Here is a 19,428-nt window from a genome sequence, read left to right as displayed (position 1 = left end):
AGGATTATATTTATTAGTTTTACTCTAAATTAAAATAAGTTTATGTTTGATCCATACGACGATTCACATTTTATGAGAAAAGCACTTCAGGAAGCTGAAGCAGCTTATGAGAAAGGAGAAATACCTATTGGAGCAGTGATAGTGGTTGCTGATAGAGTTATTGCTAGAGCGCATAATCTAACGGAGCTATTAAATGATGTTACGGCTCATGCTGAAATGCAGGCTATTACGGCTGCAGCTAATTTTTTAGGAGGTAAGTATTTAAAAGAATGTACGTTATATGTTACCATAGAACCTTGTCAAATGTGTGCTGGAGCTTTGTTTTGGAGTCAGATTGGTAAGATAGTATATGGAGCAAGGGATGAACAACGGGGATGTATAAATATGGGAACAAAATTACACCCTAAGACAAAAATGACTGGTGGTGTATTAGAAGAAGAATGTGGCGAAATACTTAAGCGATTTTTTATTGAAAAACGTAATTTGAATTGATATTAATAAAATCTTCATGAAAAATACAATTGCAGAACGGATTCAGGATTTTTTAAAACAATTTCCACCTTTTAGTATGTTAGGTAAGGAAGAATTGCTAATGATTTCTGGTCAAATTAGAGTGTTGTATTTAGAAAAGGGAGAATATGTATTTAAACAAGATGAAAAGTGCCACGACGAATTTTATATAGTAAGGGAGGGAGCAATTGGATTATATAGAAATATTGGGAATGAAAAAGATTTAGTGGATATATGTGATACTGGAGATCTTTTTGGGCTTCGTATCATGATTATTAAAAAAAATTATCGAATGGCCTCTTTAGCTAATGAAGAGTCTATTGTATACGCAATTCCTTCGTCAGTTTTCAAACCTTTTATTGATGAAAATAAAGACGTGAATTCATTTCTTTTAGAAACATTTGCAACTCATGCGAGAAACTATTACACAGAGACAGAAAAAGGGAAAAGAATTGATAATACCATATCTATTGATACTGCAAATGATCTTTCTACTTTACGAACTATTTCTTATCGCAAAAAGCCACTTATCTGTACCTCATCTACTATTGTAAAAGATATTGCTTTAGAGATGAATAATCGCAAGGTAGATGCTGTGGTTGTTACTGATGAAAATAGATATCCAATAGGCATTATAACAGATAGTGATCTTAGAGCAAAAGTGGCTACAGGTTTGTTTCCAGCTACGGCTATGGTTCCTGAGATTATGAATACACCTGTTAAAACATATGGTAAAAAATTAACTATTGCAGAAGCACAAATTGCGTTGATAAAAAATAATATTAGTCATCTCTGTATAACTAAAGATGGAACACGCAGTTCAAAATTGGTTGGAGTTTTTTCAGATCATGATTTGCTAGTATCCTTTGGGAATAATCCTTCAGTATTGATTAAGGGAATAAAAAGAGCTAAAAAAATACAAAGACTTAGGTACATAAGAAAACAGTTAGAAAGATTGCTTAAAACGTATTTAGAGCAAGATATTCCAACATTGCATATACTAAATCTTATTTCGGAAGTTAATGATGCATTGGTGGTTAAAACGATAGAATTGTCATTAAAAGAAATGTCCGAGCCTCCACACGTAAAATTTAGTTTTTTAGTTTTGGGGAGTCAAGGAAGAAGAGAACAGTTATTATTAACAGATCAAGATAATGCTATAGTATTTGAAGATGTTAGTAAAGAAGCATATGAATCAACTCAAAGTTACTTTTTAGAATTAGCTCGGGCGATTACCAAAAACTTGCACACAATAGGGTTTGAGTATTGTCCGGCAGAAATGATGGCGAGCAACCCAAGATGGTGTATGTCCGTTACAGAATGGGAAACACAATTTAGAACTTGGATGACTACTCCAACAGAAGAAAGCACTTTGCTTTCATCAATATTTTTTGATTTTCAATTGGTTTATGGAGATTCAGGGATGGTCAATCAACTATCCGACGTAGTTTTCGATGGTGTCAATAAGAGTAAAAGATTTTTAGGTTTATTAGGGGTTAGTGCATTACAAAAACCATCACCTTTAGGTTTCTTTAAACAATTTTTAGTCGAACAAAATGGAGAACATAAAGACACTTTTGATATTAAAACTAGAGCTATGATGGTTTTAATTGATGGTGCAAGAATTTTATCTTTATATCATAATTTAAAAGGAGTAAATAATACATTACTCCGCTATGAAAAGTTAGCAGAATTAGAATCAAATAATAAAGAACTTTTTGAAAGTTGTGCGAAGGCTTTTAGGGTATTACTTAAGTTTAGAACACGTCAAGGTTTAATGCACAAAGATTCTGGAAGGTTTATAAAATTAAATACGTTAAGCAAGAGTGATAAATTGAAGCTTAAAAGATGTTTTAAGCCTATTCGTGATATACAAGAGGTATTAAGAGTACGTTTTCAGTTAAAAACATTGATGTAGATGAGTTTTTGGTCTCTAAATAGAAATAAAGAGTTTCCAGATTTCTGGAAAAATTATCTTGCGCTTTTTGAAAATCAACCTTCAAAAAGGATTATTGAAGCGGTTAGGTTTGTTGCTTTTGATACAGAAACTACAGGTTTTGATTATTCTAATGATAGAATTTTATCTATTGGATGTGTTGCTATTAACAATGTTGCAATTGATGTAGCGGATCAATTGGAGTTGTATCTAGAACAAGATGTTTTTAATTCCAATACAGTAGAGATACACGGGATTCGAAAGAATAATAATTTTGATACGATATTAGAATTTAAAGCGATTGAGTTATTTCTAGAATATATCGGAAACGCTATATTAATAGCACATCATGCTGATTTTGATAAGAAAATGATAAATAGTGCTTTAAAAAGACATGGGTTAGGGACGTTAAAAAATAAGTTTTTGGATACAGGTGTCCTTTTTCGAAAAACTAAACATCTTGTATATCGTAGTAATAGAAAACACGTTCAGTATGCTTTAGATGAATTATGTGACGATTTAAAAATTTCCAAAAGTGATAGACATACTGCTTCGGGTGATGCTTTTATTACAGCACTAGCCTTTTTGAAAATCATACCAAAACTAAAAATTCATAAAACAGATAAGGTGTCGAACCTGTTTTAATATTCTGATGTAAAATTTTTACTTGCAACTGTTTTTATAGATCTCAGTCTTTTTTATAGAATCAATCAAAATGAGAAAAGAATTATACGTTATTATTTCTTTGATGAGCTCTGTTGGCTTTTCTCAAGATAATGAGATTTTAAGAGGTAAAATAGTCACAGATACGATTCATCGGCAATCTGTAAATATTATAAATATTACCAAAGGCATAGGAACAATAAATGATAAAGTTGGTTTTTTTGAAATAAGAGCTAATAAAGGGGATACAATCGTTTTTTCTTCAGTCCAATATTATCAAAAATCACATATTGTTACTAAAAATGATCTAAAAAAAGCGAGTTTATCCATACAATTAGAAATCAAGGTGAATGAATTAGATGAAGTTACTATTTCTCGGTATAATCTTTCAGGAGAAGCTAAGGAGGATATAAAGAAAATTGAAACAATTGAGGATAAATTACCGATGTTTAATGCAAAACTATTAGATACTACTCCTTTTGTACACGAAATGGGCGCTGCAACGGTTAGAAACACAACAGTTGATCATAGAAAAAATGCAACTGCTTTTAATTTTATAGCTACAGGTAGAATGATTGCGAGTCTTTTTAAGAAAAGAAAACCCAAAAAAGTAGTTCGTATTCCAGAAGTATCTGATTTTTATAATGGTGATTTTTTAGTAAATGAATTAGAAATACCAGAAATAGAAGTATACAATTTTATTGATTATTTAAATCAAAAAGTAGAAACAAAAAAAGTATTAAAAACAGGGGATGAGTTAAGAGTATTAGAATACTTAATTAATCAAAGTGAAGTCTTTAACACCAAAAATTTCCAAAAAGAGAAAAACTGAAAATGTATTATACTATTTGAATAAACAAATGCGAAAAAATATTCTCTTTCTATTTTTATTAATTACTTTTTTAGGGTTTGGTCAGAAAAGTTCTTTGCTTAAAGGAAAAATCATAGTGGATACATTGGAGTTAGAAGCAGTGAATATAATTAACCTTACTAAAGGAACGGGTACAATTAATAATTCATTAGGATACTTTAAAATAAAAGCAGATCCAGGTGATGAAATTGCATTTTCATCCATTCAGTTTCAATTAAAAAAACATGTAGTTACTAGTAAAGATTTACAATCAGATACTTTCTTGGTATTTTTAGAACCTCAGGTTAATCAACTCGATGAGGTAAGAATATCTGAATATATTTTATCAGGAGACATACAAAAAGATATTCAGGAAATTCCAACATACGAGGATAGGTTACCATTATGGAATGCAGCTCAGATTAAGAAAATGAGAATTGTCTGGCAAGATGATGCCCAGTCACCAGTGCGGAATATAGCTTTGGGAGGAGGTAATAGTCAAGCATCTATTTCAATTGATATAGGGATATTAGTTAATCTGGTATCTCGAGCTTTTAAAAAGAGATCTAAACAAATTGAATCTACAGGAGAAATAACAGATTTTTATAGAGAAGAATTCTTTGTCGAGGAATTAAAAATACCCGAAACAGAGTTTTATAATTTTTTAGATTTTATAAAAGAAAAAAGTGAAATAAAAGTCATTCTTAAAACAAAAGATGAATTGAAAATTTTGGATTTCTTAATGGATCAGAGTGAGGTGTTTAAAAAGAAATATAACATAGATTAATAAAAAAGACGCTACAAGATGTAGCGTCCGTGAAACTTAGAGATTTTTATCTTAATCATGAATCACGCGAACTTGAGCTGCGATAATTCCTTTTCTTCCTTCTTCTTCTTCATACTCTACTTTATCACCTTCATTAAGTGCTTCGCCATTTAATCCTGAAGCGTGTACAAAGATGTCTTTTCCTGTTTCATCGTTGGTAATGAACCCGTAACCTTTGGATTCATTGAAAAATTTTACTGTTCCTTCCATTGTAATAAGATAATATTATGAAATATAAAGGTAACTTTTAATGCAAAAAGATTTGTTATTAAAATGTAAATATTTGCATAATTTTAATCTTTGTCAGTTTTTTCCTTATTGTTGAAGTCCCTCATTTTCTTAATGTTATCCTCGGTAAGCATGTAATCTTTTACCTTTTTGTCCTTCCACCTATGATATATAAATAAGGGCATTAATATAAAGGAAGCTCCTAGTATTCCTAAACCAACCCACTTGTCACCGGTAAGATGATCTCCAGAATTTTTGTAGTAATAGCCAATAGCGACAAGAGCGACTACAGCAGTGAATAATATTCTAATAGCATACTTCATGTAAGAACTATATTTTAATGATTTTGGTGCAATTTATTAACAATCAAAGGTTTTCGTAAAAAAGAGGTCTAATAGTTTTATAAAAGAAACGTTTTCTAGAATTATAAGAATAAGTACGCTATCTGCGTCTTAGACTTAAACAAATTAAACTTATACGTATATCAAACACAAACAAAAACCAAAAAAACGCACAATGAAAAAGAGTTTATTAATTGCAATAACCATTATATTTTATTTTTCAAGGATAAGTTATGCGCAATCGAATCGTGATTTACCTTTTGTATGGGAAAATGCAACAATATATTTTGTCTTAACTGATCGTTTTGAGAACGGGGATCCTTCTAATGATATTTCTTACAATAGACCTCAGGATGGACCGCCACTAAGAAATTATGAAGGTGGAGATTTATTAGGTTTAATAAATAAAATAGAAGAAGGATATTTTGATGAGCTTGGAGTAAATGTTCTTTGGATTACACCACCTATCGAAAATATTTATGGATCTGTTCCAGGAGCAGGATATGGTTTTCACGGATATTGGGCGAAAGATTGGACTAATATAGATGCCAATTTAGGAACCAATGTTCTTTTCGAAACTTTTGTAGATATTGCTCATGAGCACGGAATTAGAGTATTATTAGATGTAGTGTTAAATCATGTTGGACCTGATACAAGTACAGATCAAAATCAATCTTGGCCTGATGAATGGGTACGAAGAGATCCTAATTGTAATTTTCAAGGTCCTAATGGTACTATACCATGTGAATTAGTAGATAATTTACCGGATATTAGAACAGAATCTAATGATAATGTGAGTTTGCCAGATTGGTTATTAGAAAAATGGAATCAGGAAGGAAGAAGAGAACGTGAAGAAAATGAATTGAATGATTTCTTTACAAGAACGGGTAAATCTAGATCTCCTAGAAGTTATATTATCAAATGGTTAACTGACTATGTTAGAAAATATGGAGTTGATGGCTTTAGAGTAGATACGGTAAAACATGTAGAAGAAGCTGTATGGAAAGAATTAGAAACAGAAGGCATTATAGCGCTAAGAGAATGGAAAACTAATAATCCGGGTAAAAAAATAGATAATCTTGATTTTTGGATGACAGGTGAAGTTTTTAACTATAACGCTCCTACAATGGGAAGAAATTTTACGGGAGATGGCTTCAATGTGGATTATTATAACAATGGATTTGCGAATCTAATCAACTTCGAGTTTAGGTTTAATGCGGATGAAGGTTTGGAAAGTATTTTTAGTAGATATGATAATTTATTGCAAAATCAATTAGGAGAAGGAAAAAGTGCAATGAACTTTTTAACAAATCATGATACAGAAGAAGTTTTTGATAGAAATCGACAAAAGACGTTTGAAGCTGGTACTAAGTTGTTACTTACACCGGGACCAGCACAAATATATTATGGAGATGAAACGGCTAGAACATTAACCTCAGGCGGGGGCGCAACGGGAGATGCGACCCTAAGGTCAAATATGAATTTTGATGAGCTAACTAACCCAAATTCTATAGCGTCATTAACGTTAAAACACTATCAAAAAATTGGTAAGTTTAGAAGAGAGCACATCTCGGTTGGGGCAGGAAAACATATAAAATTACAGGATGCTCCATATACTTTTAAAAGAGAGTATGATAAAAATGGTTTTGATGATAAAACTTTGGTATATACAGGTAATGATAATGATTTTATAGGAGCTTTAAGCGTATTTGATCTTTGGGCAGATGGGACAGAATTACAAGATTACTTTTCTGGATCTTTAGGAACAGTTGCTAATGGAACTGTAAGTTTTGGAACCAACTTTGGATTGGTGTTAATAGGCGAGCCGGTATCTCAAATTTTAGGAGTAGAGGAAATAGATGCGTCGAATCTAGCTTTAGTAAAAGCTTGGCCAAATCCTTTTACAAATTCTGTTAAGATTTCTTTTCCAACAACTAATGTAAGATTACAGGATGTAGAAGTTGAAGTATATAACATTTTAGGAAAAAAGGTTCTGGATAATAACGGAGTAGATGTTAAAGATGATACTATTCTAATAGAAACAGCTCATCTGATTCAAGGAATCTATTTGATGAAAATAACTTTTGAAGGACGGAATGAAATTGTTCAATTAGTCAAAAAGTAATTTCGATTTTTTAAGAGTTTAAAAACTCGTTAGGGTAAATTCTTAGCGAGTTTTTTGTAGTTAAAAGAACCTGAAAACATAGTTATCTAGTAAAATTAATAAGTTTCCTACGATAAGCAGTTAATAATTTTGATTTAGAAATAAAACCATAATATCGACCATCTTTAATTACTGGAAGATTCCAAGCACCTGTATCTTGAAATTTTTGCATTGCTTTTTTAGCATCATCTTCCTCATAGATGATCATAGTTTCTAATTGTGTCATTAACATGGCTACAGTGGTCTTATGATATAGAGAAATATCAAACATGATATCTCTAATATTATCTAACTTCACGATACCTAATAAAGCATTGGATTCATCGACTACAGGGAATAAATTTCGATTTGATTTAGCAACAGCCTCACTAAGTAGATGTTTTAAGCTGTGTTCTGGGTTAACGGCAATAAAATTAGTTTCGATACAATCGTCTAATCTCATAAGTGTAAGCACAGTTTGATCTTTGTCGTGAGTAAGTAATAAACCTTGTTCTGCAAGTTCTCTTGTATAGATATTATGTTCGATGCTGTTTTTTGAAATAATAAATGATATAGCTGTGGTGATCATTAACGGTACAAACAATTCATAACTTGAAGTGATTTCTGCAATAAGAAAAATAGAGGTAAGAGGGGCATGTAACACTCCAGCAATAAGGCCGGCCATTCCTAATAAAGTGAAGTTAGCTTCAGAGACCTGGATCCCTACCCCCAGATTATTGATTATTTTAGAAACAACATTTCCTAATGCGCTACCCATAACCATCGTAGGGATTATAATACCTCCCGAACCACCTGCTCCAAACGTAGCTGTCATGGCAATTGCCTTAAAAACAGTAATACCTATAAGTAGTGCGATGATCATCCAGATATTACTAGTCATATTGTCAAAAGGGGTATTGCCGATTGCTGCAAGGTGATTCCCATTTAATAAATCATTAATAAAACCTAAACCTTCTCCATACAACGGAGGGATAAAATATAGCATAACACCAATTGCAAACCCGCCAATTAATAATCGATGAATTTTCTTTGGAAATCGATCAAAAAAATGGAGAATACCGAAATACATTTTAGTAAAATAAATAGAAGCAACAGCCGTCCCAACTCCTAAAATCATATAAAAAGGAGTGTCGTAAATATCAAATTTTTCTAAAACATCGAAACTGAATAATACTTCATCGCCTAAGAAAAAATAAGAAGTTATAATAGAGGAAACAGAAGCAAATAACAATGGTAATAGGGATGTTAATGTCAAGTCAAGACTAAAAACTTCAACAGCAAAAACTAAACCGGCAAGAGGCGATTTGAAAACAGCAGAAATAGCTCCTGCAGCAGCACAACCAATTAGTAAAAATCGAGTTTTAGTATCTAGTTTAAATAATGTGCTAAGATTTGAACTTAAAGTGGAACCGGAACCAACTGCCGGACCCAGTAATCCTACAGAACCTCCAAAACCTACGGTAATTGGAGCTAGAAGAAGCGGCAAATAACCACTTAATGGTTTTATTTTTCCATCCTTTTTAGAAAGAGAATATAAAATTAATGGGATAGCAGATTTTGGACTCTTTTTGATTATGAATTTAGTAATAACATAAACTATGAGAAGTCCAATTACTGGAATAATAAAATAGAAAGATGTTTGCCATGAGATAATATCACTTTCTAGTACTACTTGGATTAAGTGTGTAATGTTTTTAAGTAAAAGAGATATAAGACCAGCACAAAATCCAACAAAAACGCTTAAAATAAGAACAAAGTTTTTAGTAGATATATGACGATATCGCCAAATCAAAAACCTATGTAGTAGTGTCTTTTTTTTAGCAGGCATATACAGATGATACTATTGGTTTAGATTAAAGGTAATAAAAAATCCCGCTTTTCGCGGGATCTTTTATTTTATAAATCTAGTTTGATGTTTAATTCTTTTAATTGCTCTGTGTCAATATTTGCGGGAGCATCTATCATTACATCGCGACCACTATTGTTTTTTGGAAATGCTATGAAATCCCTTATGGTTTCTTGACCTCCAAGTATTGCAACCAATCGATCAAACCCAAAAGCAATTCCTCCATGCGGAGGAGCTCCATATTGGAAAGCATCCATTAAGAAACCAAACTGTTCTTTTGCTTCTTCAGGAGTAAAACCTAAATGGTCAAACATAAGTGCTTGCGTTTCTTTATCGTGAATACGAATAGATCCACCACCGATTTCATTTCCATTTAATACTAAGTCATAAGCATTTGCTCTAACATCACCAGGTTTAGTATCTAAAAGAGGAATGTCTTCTGGTTTTGGAGAAGTAAAAGGATGATGCATTGCGTGATAACGTTCAGTATCTTCATCCCACTCTAAAAGAGGGAAGTCAACTACCCATAGCGGAGCAAACTCCTCAGGATTTCTTAATCCTAACCTTTCGGCTAGTTCCATCCTTAAAGCACTTAGCTGACCTCTAACTTTATTTTCTTGTCCCGATAATACACAGATAAGATCTCCAGGTTTTGCTTCGGTGATTTCCGCCCATTTTGATAAATCAGACTGATCATAAAATTTGTCTACTGATGATTTAAAGCTTCCATCTTCATTGTATTTTGCATACACCATTCCTAGTGCTCCTACCTGTGGGCGTTTTACCCAATCAATTAGTTTATCAATTTCTTTTCTAGTGTAAGAAGCTCCTCCAGGAACTGCAATTGCCACTACTAATTCTGCATCGTTAAAAACTTTGAATTCTTTATGTTTCGCAACTTCATTTAGTTCTCCGAACCTCATTCCGAAACGGATATCTGGCTTGTCGTTTCCATATGTTTTCATGGCTTCATCATAAGTCATTCTAGGAAAATCAGTAATATCCTGCCCTTTTATATCCTTAATTAGATGACGAGTTAGTCCTTCAAAAATAGTTAGAATATCTTCTTGTTCTACGAAAGCCATTTCACAGTCAATCTGAGTAAATTCTGGTTGTCTGTCCGCTCTTAAATCTTCATCTCTGAAACATTTTACAATCTGAAAATATTTATCCATTCCACCAACCATCAATAATTGTTTGAAAGTTTGTGGAGATTGAGGTAAAGCATAAAACTGACCTTCATTCATACGAGATGGTACAACAAAATCTCTAGCTCCTTCTGGAGTAGATTTTATTAAATATGGTGTTTCTACCTCTATAAAATCTGCTTCTGATAAATAGTTACGAACCTTCATAGCTACTTGATGACGAAACATCAAGCTATCTTTTACCGGGTTTCGTCTTATATCAAGATATCTATATTTCATTCTGATATCTTCACCTCCATCTGTTTCATCTTCTATCGTAAATGGAGGAACTAATGCTTTATTTAGAACTTGTAATTCTTGTACTAAAATCTCGATATCTCCAGTAGGGATATTTGGATTTTTAGATTCACGTTCGATAACGGTTCCTTTGACTTGTATTACAAATTCTCGACCAAGAGTTTTCGCATTTTCCATAACATTCAAAGGAGTGCGTTCTTCATCAAAAATTAATTGAGTGATTCCGTAACGATCTCTTAGATCTACCCATATCATAAATCCTTTATCTCGTACTTTTTGAACCCATCCGGATAAGGTTACTTCTTTATTGATATCAGAGGTGCGTAATTCACCACAAGAATGACTTCTATACATAGTTGTTTGTTAAGGCTGCAAAAATAAGAAGTTTAATATTAAATGTATCGGGTTTTTGTGAAAATGAGGAGATGGAATATAAACGTTTGTATTTTTATTGATGTTACGTATTTACTATACTTTTTATGAGGTTTTAACGTATAATTACTTGATAATCAGTTAATTCTAAACTAACATATGTTAGCTTTAACTTTTTTTTATAAGAATGTTTTAATAGATTTAACCAAACTTATAAACAAATCATTATGAAAAAACAAACACAAATTAGCAAGGGGCTTTTGCTATTCTTGTTTTTCTTTCCGGTCGTGCTTTTTGCACAAGAAACTATAACCGGTAAGGTAATCAATGAAAATACCGGGGAAGGGGTATCTTTCATCAATGTCGTAGAAGACGGTACAAGTAACGGAACTGCGAGTGATATTGATGGTAATTTTTCTATTACTGTTAATAGCCTTCCTGTAACCCTTAGAGTCTTTTCTATTGGGTTTACAACAAAATTGGTAACTGTAGAAAATGCAGGAGCAATTACTGTTCAAGTGGCAGAATCTTTAGAAGCGCTTGATGAAATTGTAGTAACTGGTTTAGGTTCTTCTATAAAACGAGCGAATCTTGCTAATGCAGTTTCTACAGTATCTTCTGAAGAATTAGTTGGTAATACAGGTCAAACAACCGTAGATGGTGCCTTATATGGTAAGGTAACTGGAGTTAATATTACTGCTTCTTCTGGTGCGCCAGGAGGAGGTACAGCATTAAGGTTAAGAGGGATATCATCTATCAACGGGAATAATCAACCTTTATTTATCGTGGATGGTGTATATATAAATAATGTAGAAATACCTTCTGGTCTTCGTTTTGCGTCAGGAGCGAATAGAGGTAATGAAGAAAATGCTGGAAATAGATTGGCAGATATCGATCCAAATGATATAGAAAATATTGAAATATTAAAAGGTGCTTCTGCAGCGGCAATTTATGGAACCAGAGCAAATGCTGGGGTGGTAATTATTACTACTAAAAAAGGAAAAGGTGGAAAAACTAAAATTAGATTTAGTCAAGATACAGGAATAAATGTGATACAAAATAGATTAGGATTACGTCCTTGGACGGCTACAAGTGTATTTGATGCATTTTTTACTCCTAATCCAGATGACCCTGCAGCTGAAGCAAGATCTCGAGCTGCCGCTGAAGCGGAAGTTGCTGCTTTTAACAATGCTATTCAGAATGGAGGATTAATTGATTATGAGGATGAAATTTATGGAAATGTAGGATTCATTTCAGAAACGAAATTAAGTGCTAGTGGAGGTAATGATAAAACTAGATTTTATATAGGAGGTTCTTATCGTGATGAAGAAGGAATTATTCAGAAAACTGGTTTTGATAGATTTTCTATTAGAAGTAATATTGATCATAAAATCTCAGATATTTTTGATGTTTCTTTATCTTCTAATTATGTGAGAAGTAATTCTAGTAGAAGTTTTACGGGTAATGAAAATGAAGGTGGTTTAAGTTTTGGTTATACCTTAGCATTTACACGACCGTGGAATAATTTATTCCCAGATGCAGATGGTAATTACCCTAATAACCCAAATTATCCAGGAAACCCAATTTTTGTGAGAGATCAGGCGAAAAATGAGGATTCTAATAATCGATTTATTCAAGGGGTTAAGTTCACCACTAAATTATTAACTAAGGAAAATGATAGAGTAAAGTTTGTAGTGAATGGAGGTATTGATTATTTAGCAAATGAGACATATGTATATGTTCCAGAAACACACCAGGCTCAAGTTGGTAATCAAGAAGGTTTTGTAGCAGAAGGTCGAAATAATTTTACTCAGTTTAACTTATTAGCTTTTGCGGTATGGGATCATACTGCATTTGATGGGAATTTAAATCTTACCACTCAAGGAGGGGTTAGTTATTTAGAGCAACAGGCGAACTTAGTAAATAGTAGAGGTTCTAATTTGTTTGGAGGACAAACTAGTGTTGATCAATCTGTAAATCAGGTAATTGACCAAACAAGGTCTAATCAAAAGGATTTTGGATATTTTGCACAGGTAGAAGGAAATTATAAAGATCAAATTATAGGAACATTAGGATATAGATTAGATAAATCCACTTTAAATGGAGATGTAAACAAGTTTTATGGTTTTCCTAAGGCTTCTTTAGCAATAAATGTAGCTAATTTTGATTTTTGGCAATTTGAACCTATAAATCAGTTAAAAATTAGAACGGCCTATGGAGAAACAGGTTCTTCTGCAGCGTTTGGTTCTGCCTTTACAAGTTTAAATCCAAATAACATTGGAGGTAATGGAGGACTTGGTGTTGGTACAAGAGGAGATAGAGATATAGAACCAGAAACATCTGCTGAATTTGAGGTAGGTTTAGATCTGGGGATATTAGATAGTAGAATTTCTTTTGAAGCTTCCTACTATAATAGAAAAGTAAGTGATTTGATATTATCTAGAAACGTACCAGCTTCTTCTGGTTTTACTACTGAAACAACGAATTTAGCGGATTTGGTAAACCAAGGTTTAGAATTAGCAGTACGAGGAGATGTTTATAGAAGTGATAACTTCTTTTGGAATACTGGAATTCAGTTTTACTTTAATAGATCAGAAGTTACACGTTTAGACGTACCTGCATTTGCGCAACCAGGTGCTGGTTTTGGTACTGGTTTAGGTACATTTTTTATAGAAGAAGGACAACCTGTAACACAGATTGTTGGTAATATTGATCCTGACGGAGATGGCCCATTAGAAGCAAGTTTAAAGCAAGTAGGAAATGTAGAGCCAGACTTCCAGATGGCGTTTAATAATCAATTTACATTATTTAAACAAATTGATGTTTCATTCTTGTTACAATGGAAACAGGGAGGAGAAAATCTAAATTTATCTAGATTTCTTACTGATTTAGGACAAACTTCACCTGATTTAGAAACTCCAGAAGGACAAGCTAGGTTAGGAACTGCTGCCAATGCTGAACGTTTTGTAGAAGATGCGGGATATGTTAGATTAAGAGAAGCATCAATTTATTATAGATTCCCTTCCAATATTATAGAAGGACTTTTTGGAGAAGTAGTAGAAGGTATAAAGCTAGGAGTTTCAGGTAGAAATTTATTTACAATTACTGATTATAGTAGTTATGACCCTGAAGTTTCGGTAAATGGAGGAGCAGGTTTATCTAGTGGGATAGAGGTAACTCCCTTCCCGAGTTCACAGCAGTTTTACTTCCACTTAAATGTTAATTTTTAAAATAAGCGATAATGAAAAATAGATTAATAATGAAAACGAAATATCATCTGATGCTTGTTTTACTTGTTTTGGTAACGGCATCGTGTTCTTTTGACGAGGAGATTGATCCAAATGGACCTAGTCTTGGAGGCGTAGAATCTAATGCTTCTTTACGACAATTGAATGAATTAACTATAGGAGTTCAAGCTACCTCTAGAAATGGTCAAGGAATTGAAACTACCGCTAGTGGTACATTGGCGAGAGAATTATATTTATTTGACGCGGATCCTAGAAATACAGGAGATTTATTAGGAAAAAACGGAATTCAATTAGATAATAATTCTTTTTATAGTACAGCTCAATTTACAGGAAGTTATAGATGTATTAAAAATGCAAATGTATTATTAGCGGCTTTAGATAATACACAAGTTATAGAGGAAACAGATAAAAATGCATATCGAGGTTTTGCTAAAACTTATATTGCATATGAACTTATTCAAATTTTGAAATCGTATGGTACAGCAAGAATTGACGTTGCTGATCCTGATAATCTGGGACCTTTTTTAGAATTTGATGCAGCGCTTGTAGAGATTAGAAACTTATTGGATGATGCTCAAAATGATTTGAGTGGATTTACTTCTTTAGATCAATTTTTGTTTCCTATTTCTGGTTTTGATGATTTGATTGATACATCTGGTGAGATGGGAGATGATGTAAGAGATGATGATGGTCAGATTACAATTGATGAATTTCTTTTGTTTAACAGAGCTGTGGCGGCTCTTGCTGCAGTATATGCAGAGGATGGAACAGGTGCACTTTCTGAATTGTCAAATTCTTATTTTGATCTTATGGGTAGTTTAACTAATGGTCCTAAGTATGTTTTTGGATTAGGAGCTGGAGATCAGCCTAACGGTGTTTTCCGTTCGCCTTCTACATCTGCAGAGGAACCAAATAATGCAGATCAGATTATTGTTCATGATAGTTGGATTAATGACGCAGAGGCAGGTGACACCAGAGTTGCGTCTAAATCGGCTGTTAGACCAATGCCAAGTGCTCAGGATGGATTAAATGGAACTCATGAAACAAGATTATATGCATCTAATGTAGCATCAATTGATATTCTAAGAAATGAAGAATTAATCCTCCTATATGCAGAAGCAAGTATATTGGCAAGTAATTTACAAGATGCCGAAGATGCACTTAACATAATTCGTAATGCAGCTGGCTTGGTTAATTATGGAGGGCTTCAAAATGCTGATGATTTAACAACTGAACTTTTAAATCAGAGACGTTATTCTTTGTGGGCTGAGAATCATAGAATGTTTGATCTTAGACGATATGATTTGTCTAATACGTTACCTATTGATAGAGCAGGAGATCAAGTATTCAATGTTTTACCAATACCATTGTCAGAAAATCAATAATCATTTTATATTGTTAGAAAATAAAAACGCCGCAAAGTTTGCGGCGTTTTTTAGTACTATGTCTATAGTATTAAGTAGTTGAAGGTACCGGAATTTCTGTATTTCCATCACTTTCAAAATCTTGATCATTAATTATAGTTGTTTTCGCACTTTTCTTTCTACGAAATCTAGCTTTTACTTTATGTACTATAAAGAATAAACATGGTACGATGATTAAAGTTAAGAAAGTAGCGATAATCAATCCGTAAATCACTGCCCAAGCTAAAGGTCCCCAGAAAATTACATTATCTCCACCAATATAAATTTTCGGATCAAAGGAAGAGAATAAAGAGAAGAAATCAATATTAAATCCAACCGCTAATGGTATTAAACCTAATACTGTAGTAATAGCTGTTAGAATCACAGGTCTAAGACGAGCTCTACCTCCTTTTACTATTAATTTCATTACTTCGTCATTTGGTAGTAATTCATTCTCAGGAACATCAAGTTCAACCATTTTACGATCGATTAATAATTGTGTATAATCCAATAGTACTACACCATTATTTACTACAATTCCTGCTAGTGAAATAATCCCCATCATGGTCATCATAATTACAAAAGCAGAACCAGTGATTAAAATCCCACCAAATACTCCTATAAAACTTAAGAATATGGCGATCATAATAATGGTGGGCTTAGATATAGAACTAAATTGAAAAATAAGGATAAGCATAATAAGTCCTAATCCGGCAAAAAACGCTCCCATTAAAAATTCCATTTGCTTATTTTGCTCTTCAATTTGCCCTGTGTAATCAATTTCGACATTTTTTGGCTTCCCAGTAAAACTAGCCATTTCGGTTTGTATTTGGTCAACAATAGCTCCTGCATCAGTATACCCTGGCTGTAATCCTGAGTAAACGGTTACTACTCTTTTAGTGTCTTTATGTTTCACAGCACTAAAAGAAGAAGTATTCTTTTTAGATGCTACAGCAGAAACTGGTATTTCTTTAAGTCTTCCTGTTGCTTGATCTCTAAAAGTGATGTTTTGATTAAATAAAGCACTTGTATTATATCTATTGGTTTTGTCAAAACGAACATAAATATCATAATCTTCACCTTCTTTCTTGTAAACCCCAGCTTTTTCTCCAAAAATAGAACGACGTAATTGATTCCCTACCTGACCAGCTGCTACACCTAATTCTCCTGCTTTTTGCCTATCGACAACTACTTGCATTGCAGGTTTTCCTTTATTAACATCAATCTTTAATTCCTCTATCCCAGGAATATTCTTTTCATTGATGAAATTTTTCATACGCTCAGCTACGTTGATAAGTTCATCATAATCTTTTCCTTCAATTTCAATATTAATAGGGTATCCTGCGGGTGGCCCTACAGCATCTTTTTCTACAGAAATAGCAACTCCAGGATAAATCCCTTTTAATGCTTCTTGTACTTTAAATCGTAGTTCTTCAGAGTCTTTTCCTTTTCTGAATTTATACTCTCTCATCGCAGCAATGATTTTAGCACGATGCGGCATTTCGGCACTACTACCACCATCTGTTTGGGGATTACCAGCACCTTCACCAACTTGCGATACAGCTGCTTCTACTAAGAAATTGTGATCTTGTCCTTCAATATATTCCTTGTCATTTATAACAGCATAAACACGACCTTCAATTTCTTTGGTGATTTTATTGGTCTTTTCTATATCAGTTCCTTGAGGATATTCTACATATACAATTATTTGATTTGGTTTATTATCAGGGAAGAATTCAATTTTTGTGCGTTTACTTCCTACCGATGCACCAAACATTCCAAAAACTACAAATAACAAAAGAAAAGTACCAAATACAAATCCATAGGATTTCCAACCTCTCAAGGCAAAAGAAAGGAATCGTTGATAACTGTTTTCTAACCAAACTAAAATTCTACTTTGGAAAAAAGTAGCCATTCTTTTTAATAGATATTTATATATCCAGAACATAATGGCAGTAAAAATCATTAAAGTACCAAGACCTCTTGCAGGACCGCCAACGATCATTATAAATATTCCGAATCCACCAAGAATTAGGCTTAAACGTATCAGTTGTTTTAAAGTCAACTCTTTCTCCCCAATATCCATAAACCTAGAAACTAACATAGAGTTAAAAAAGATGGCTACAAATAATGAAGAACCTAATACAACGGATAATGTAATAGGGAAATATATCATAAACTGCCCCATTACACCAGGCCACATACCTAAGGGAACAAATGCTGCTACAGTGGTTAGCGTAGAAATAATAATTGGAAATGCTATCTCGCCAATTCCTTTTTTGGCAGCTTCTATCCTAGACATTCCTTCTTCTTCCATCAGGCGATAAACATTTTCTACCACCACAATACCATTATCCACTAACATTCCTAATCCCATAATTAAGGCAAAAAGAATCATTGTATTCATAGTGTATCCTAATAGAGATAGGATCATAAATGATATGAACATCGACATTGGTATTGCAAACCCTACGAACAATGCATTTCTAAATCCTAAGAAAAACATTAATACGCCTACAACTAAAATAATCCCAAAAATGATATTGTTTACTAAATCATCTACCTGATTAATCGTTTTGGTAGATTGATCATTGGCAATACTAATATTTAAATCTGTTGGAAATATATTTTCCTCCGCGTTCGTAACAATATCGCGGATTTGATCTGCAGCTTCTACCATGTTCTTTCCAGAACGTTTTTTAACTTCTAACATTACTACATTATCACCAAACTCTCTGGCATAGGTAGTTTTGTCTTCTTCTTTAAAAGTTACTTTAGCGATATCTCTAAGATAAACAGCTCCATCTTGAGACTTAACTACAAAATTATCTAACTCAGAAGGGCGATCGATCTCACCTAGAATTCTAATAGTTCTTCTTTGTCCGCTTGCAACCATATTACCTGCAGACATGGTTATATTTCCATTTCTTATGGTATTAAGAACGTCATCAAAACTAACTTTAGCAGCCATCATTTTATAAATATCTACTGCTACTTCGACTTCCTTTTCCTGGGCTCCTCTGATATCAACACCCTTAATTTCTTTAAGATCTTCAATCTCATCTTCTAGGTATTCTCCAAATTGTTTTAACTTATCTACTGGATAATCTCCAGTGATATTAATATTCATAATTGGAGTTTCTTCAGATATACTGAGATCAAAAACATTAGGTTCTACTTTGGCTCCATTAAAAGTAGGCCAATCTTCATTGGATTTTTCAGAATCTACTTCGTCTTTAACCTTTTGTTTTGCTTGTGCAACAGTGAATTTTTCTTCAAACTCTACTGTTATAATCCCATAATCTTCCTGTGATGTGGATACTATTTCTACAACCCCACCAAGGTTTTTTAACTTATCTTCTAAAGGATCGACAATTAGTCTTTCTATATCTTCAGAGGTATTTCCAGGATATGGAACACTGATATATATTTTTGTTTCATTAATTTCTGGAAAATTCTCTCTTGGCATAGAAAAATATGCAGACAGTCCAAGAATGAAGAAAATAGCCATCATTACATAAATTGTAGTAGGGTTGTCTATTGCCCACGATGATAACCTAAATTCCTTATCTACTTTTTTCTTTTTAACTTCCATA

13 protein-coding genes are annotated in these 19,428 nt (G+C 33.0%); 8 read left to right on the top strand and 5 right to left on the bottom strand.

The genetic code is table 11. The features are described 5' to 3' along the window. The first annotated feature begins 42 nt into the window (after positions 1-42). From BMY33_RS10555 to BMY33_RS10535, 5 genes are all read left to right on the top strand, one after another. On the top strand, positions 43-492 hold the full coding sequence (locus BMY33_RS10555; protein ID WP_091408131.1) for a nucleoside deaminase: 450 nt from the start codon (positions 43-45) through the stop codon (positions 490-492). A gap of 16 nt (positions 493-508) precedes the next feature. Then, a complete protein-coding gene (locus tag BMY33_RS10550; protein ID WP_091408129.1) occupies positions 509-2,428 on the top strand; it encodes a DUF294 nucleotidyltransferase-like domain-containing protein in 1,920 nt (639 codons plus the stop codon). Next, on the top strand, positions 2,429-3,091 hold the full coding sequence (locus BMY33_RS10545; RefSeq protein ID WP_091408128.1) for a 3'-5' exonuclease: 663 nt from the start codon (positions 2,429-2,431) through the stop codon (positions 3,089-3,091). It abuts the gene before it with no gap. A 70-nt stretch (positions 3,092-3,161) separates the two neighbouring features. After that, complete coding sequence (locus BMY33_RS10540; RefSeq protein WP_139195630.1) at positions 3,162-3,941, top strand: peptidase associated/transthyretin-like domain-containing protein; 780 nt, start codon at positions 3,162-3,164, stop codon at positions 3,939-3,941. Between the two features lie 28 nt (positions 3,942-3,969). Beyond that, positions 3,970-4,746, top strand: a complete 777-nt coding sequence (locus tag BMY33_RS10535; protein WP_091408124.1) for a peptidase associated/transthyretin-like domain-containing protein — start codon at positions 3,970-3,972, stop codon at positions 4,744-4,746. Positions 4,747-4,797: 51 nt separating this feature from the next. On the opposite strand, the gene BMY33_RS10530 is transcribed toward BMY33_RS10535, so the two are convergent. Both BMY33_RS10530 and BMY33_RS10525 read right to left on the bottom strand, forming a co-directional pair. Further along, the gene (locus tag BMY33_RS10530) at positions 4,798-4,995 is read right to left on the bottom strand and encodes a cold-shock protein (protein WP_091408123.1); all 198 of its coding nucleotides are present in this window, start codon (positions 4,993-4,995) and stop codon (positions 4,798-4,800) included. 83 nt (positions 4,996-5,078) lie between these two features. Then, a complete protein-coding gene (locus tag BMY33_RS10525; RefSeq protein ID WP_091408121.1) occupies positions 5,079-5,336 on the bottom strand; it encodes a hypothetical protein in 258 nt (85 codons plus the stop codon). Positions 5,337-5,529: 193 nt separating this feature from the next. On the opposite strand from BMY33_RS10525, the gene BMY33_RS10520 reads away from it, so the two are divergent. After that, entirely contained in the window at positions 5,530-7,479 is a 1,950-nt protein-coding gene (locus tag BMY33_RS10520) for an alpha-amylase family glycosyl hydrolase (RefSeq protein WP_091408120.1), read from the top strand. Positions 7,480-7,561: 82 nt separating this feature from the next. Here BMY33_RS10520 and BMY33_RS10515 read toward each other — a convergent pair whose 3' ends face one another. Next, entirely contained in the window at positions 7,562-9,346 is a 1,785-nt protein-coding gene (locus tag BMY33_RS10515; protein ID WP_091408118.1) for a chloride channel protein, read from the bottom strand. Positions 9,347-9,414: 68 nt separating this feature from the next. Next, on the bottom strand, positions 9,415-11,163 hold the full coding sequence (gene aspS, locus BMY33_RS10510; RefSeq protein WP_091408117.1) for an aspartate--tRNA ligase: 1,749 nt from the start codon (positions 11,161-11,163) through the stop codon (positions 9,415-9,417). 245 nt (positions 11,164-11,408) lie between these two features. Here aspS and BMY33_RS10505 point away from each other — a divergent pair, with 245 nt between their 5' ends. Both BMY33_RS10505 and BMY33_RS10500 read left to right on the top strand, forming a co-directional pair. After that, entirely contained in the window at positions 11,409-14,411 is a 3,003-nt protein-coding gene (locus tag BMY33_RS10505; protein WP_091408115.1) for a SusC/RagA family TonB-linked outer membrane protein, read from the top strand. Between the two features lie 29 nt (positions 14,412-14,440). Beyond that, the gene (locus tag BMY33_RS10500; protein WP_244543004.1) at positions 14,441-15,814 is read left to right on the top strand and encodes a RagB/SusD family nutrient uptake outer membrane protein; all 1,374 of its coding nucleotides are present in this window, start codon (positions 14,441-14,443) and stop codon (positions 15,812-15,814) included. A gap of 70 nt (positions 15,815-15,884) precedes the next feature. On the opposite strand, the gene BMY33_RS10495 is transcribed toward BMY33_RS10500, so the two are convergent. Continuing rightward, positions 15,885-19,427 (bottom strand): efflux RND transporter permease subunit, encoded by a 3,543-nt coding sequence (locus BMY33_RS10495; protein WP_091408111.1) that lies wholly within the window; start codon positions 19,425-19,427, stop codon positions 15,885-15,887. Between the last annotated feature and the right edge of the window lies 1 nt (position 19,428).

This window comes from Aquimarina amphilecti (genome assembly GCF_900109375.1).
In the GTDB taxonomy this organism is placed as follows: Bacteria; Bacteroidota; Bacteroidia; order Flavobacteriales; family Flavobacteriaceae; genus Aquimarina; species Aquimarina amphilecti.
The sequence above is the reverse complement of the archived record's forward strand: the minus strand, read 5'-3'. Positions and strand labels throughout refer to the sequence as shown.

Bases quoted from the DNA above. Each gene is read 5' to 3' on its own strand.
- aspS (WP_091408117.1), bottom strand. From the start codon at position 11,163: ATGTATAGAAGTCATTCTTGTGGTGAATTACGCACCTCTGATATCAAT.
- BMY33_RS10495 (WP_091408111.1), bottom strand. From the start codon at position 19,427: ATGGAAGTTAAAAAGAAAAAAGTAGATAAGGAATTTAGGTTATCATCG.
- BMY33_RS10500 (WP_244543004.1), top strand. From the start codon at position 14,441: ATGAAAACGAAATATCATCTGATGCTTGTTTTACTTGTTTTGGTAACG.
- BMY33_RS10540 (WP_139195630.1), top strand. From the start codon at position 3,162: ATGAGAAAAGAATTATACGTTATTATTTCTTTGATGAGCTCTGTTGGC.
- BMY33_RS10555 (WP_091408131.1), top strand. From the start codon at position 43: ATGTTTGATCCATACGACGATTCACATTTTATGAGAAAAGCACTTCAG.
- BMY33_RS10530 (WP_091408123.1), bottom strand. From the start codon at position 4,995: ATGGAAGGAACAGTAAAATTTTTCAATGAATCCAAAGGTTACGGGTTC.
- BMY33_RS10505 (WP_091408115.1), top strand. From the start codon at position 11,409: ATGAAAAAACAAACACAAATTAGCAAGGGGCTTTTGCTATTCTTGTTT.
- BMY33_RS10515 (WP_091408118.1), bottom strand. From the start codon at position 9,346: ATGCCTGCTAAAAAAAAGACACTACTACATAGGTTTTTGATTTGGCGA.
- BMY33_RS10535 (WP_091408124.1), top strand. From the start codon at position 3,970: ATGCGAAAAAATATTCTCTTTCTATTTTTATTAATTACTTTTTTAGGG.
- BMY33_RS10545 (WP_091408128.1), top strand. From the start codon at position 2,429: ATGAGTTTTTGGTCTCTAAATAGAAATAAAGAGTTTCCAGATTTCTGG.
- BMY33_RS10550 (WP_091408129.1), top strand. From the start codon at position 509: ATGAAAAATACAATTGCAGAACGGATTCAGGATTTTTTAAAACAATTT.
- BMY33_RS10520 (WP_091408120.1), top strand. From the start codon at position 5,530: ATGAAAAAGAGTTTATTAATTGCAATAACCATTATATTTTATTTTTCA.
- BMY33_RS10525 (WP_091408121.1), bottom strand. From the start codon at position 5,336: ATGAAGTATGCTATTAGAATATTATTCACTGCTGTAGTCGCTCTTGTC.